Raw genomic sequence first — 1,712 nt, 5'->3', positions numbered from 1 at the left:
TTACCACGGTGCCTCATTCATTTTGCTCCCGGGTTAGGGCGAAGGAGGCCGGGCGCGGAGATGGCAGGGTTTCGCAGCGCCTGGCCTCCTTCGCGAGCGCTACGGCACCTCAGTGCGGCCTGGCGATCTCGTGGATCGGCAGCTCCTTGTTCAAGGGGCCAAACAGCAACGCGTCCGCCTGTTCGCTACGCCAGACCTTCAGCCGGCGCTGAAGTGTTCGAAGCAGTTTGTCGGGGTAATCGCCGGGATACTCGGCCTGCAGGCGTGACAGAAGTTCACTGCCGGTTCGCCATGGTTCGGCTTCGAACCAACTTCGCAAGTCGGCGGTCGCCTTGACGAGAGGATCAGGACGCCGCCGCTCTCTTTTGGCTTTTACAATCGGACGATCCGTCGGCCGGGCAGCTCCGTCCTTCCAGGCCGTCCGCAAACTCGCGAGGAAAAGGTCGATCGGCTGAGCTACCCCGTCAGTGCGCATGGCCGGCGGCGTGTCGGCAAGCGCAGCGAGTCGCTCCTGTAGGGCGCGAATATCGCGCAATAGCAGGACAGGATCGAGCCCAGCGTAGATTTCCTGCAGACGGGAGCGGACTGCATCTGACGTGCGAGCGTCGGCAATCAGACGCTGATGCGGCGTGGCTGGCGGACTATACGTCTTGCGCACACGAGCGCCGTCGCGCTGCTTTGCGATCAATTTGAATGATGGCTGAAAGAAGTTTACGAACAGCCGCGCTGATCGGTAGAGCTTCGCTAGCAGCGTCGCGGCCTCCAGTCCCTCGAACCGACGATATCCGACCATCCTGCGCACCACGGCGCCATTCTTCTGCTCGACAAAGGCTTGGTCGTTCTTGCGGTAGGGACGGCAGCGCGTGAAGACGATACTGGCGGCGTCACAGTAAGCCTTCAGCGTCTCGTTCATGAAGACGGTGTCGTTGTCCGTATCCAGGCCGAGAAGCGCGAACGGCAGTTGCTTGCGCATTTCTGTGAGCACACTGCTCAACAGCGTCTGCTCGCGAACCAGCAGCGGCGCACATTCCGTCCAGCCAGTCGCGATGTCGGTGAGAACAAGGGTTTGGATGAAGCTGCCGCGAGCCGAAGGGCCACAATGGGCGACGAGATCCGCCTCAACGAAGCCTGGCGCCGGATTGTCCCAATCCGCCGACGTTCTAATGGGAATGCTCCGTCGCAGGGCGTGCGCCGCGGGCCGCCGTCGAGGACGTCCCAAGCCCTCTCGGATCGGTCCCAGCGTCCTGTCGATCGTCGCCGCGCTCATCGCCAGCAATTTGCCGCGGATCTCAGGCGCGAGGTTAAAATGACCGTGCCGTTCCATCGCCTCGACAAGGACGGGCAGCAACGCCTTAAGGCGCTTCCCACAGACCCGGTCAGACGCCTCCCACAGCAATATGAGCGCATTGCGTTCCGCTTCTTCATAAACCCGCGGCCGCGCTCGCCGACCTGTAGACTCTCTCCCGTGGCGCCGCAGCAGCCGCATCGCGTGCTTGCGGTGAAAACCCGTGATGACGACGAACTCATCCAGAATTCTCGCCTTCTCCGCTCGCGTCGAAGCACGATAACGCTCCGAAACCGCCGCCGTCAGTTCTTTCCTCGTCGCCATGCTCAGCTGTCCCATAGTCGCCCCTGTTCATACCCCTCGGTAGGGAGCAAATTATGTGAGGCAACGGTTGAATATTCGGGAACAGTTTCGGCGAGGCAATGCG

Annotated in this window: 1 protein-coding gene; it reads right to left on the bottom strand. The window is 61.8% G+C overall.

What is annotated here, in order from left to right; genetic code table 11:
• Positions 1 to 109: 109 nt before the first annotated feature.
• The gene (locus FB009_RS32540; RefSeq protein ID WP_018209585.1) at positions 110 to 1,624 is read right to left on the bottom strand and encodes an ISNCY family transposase; all 1,515 of its coding nucleotides are present in this window, start codon (positions 1,622 to 1,624) and stop codon (positions 110 to 112) included.
• Positions 1,625 to 1,712 lie beyond the last annotated feature (88 nt).

This window comes from Sinorhizobium medicae (genome assembly GCF_007827695.1).
GTDB classification, from domain to species: domain Bacteria; phylum Pseudomonadota; class Alphaproteobacteria; order Rhizobiales; family Rhizobiaceae; genus Sinorhizobium; species Sinorhizobium medicae.
Note: the sequence above shows the minus strand (reverse complement) of the source record. Positions and strands in the feature narration are given on the sequence as shown.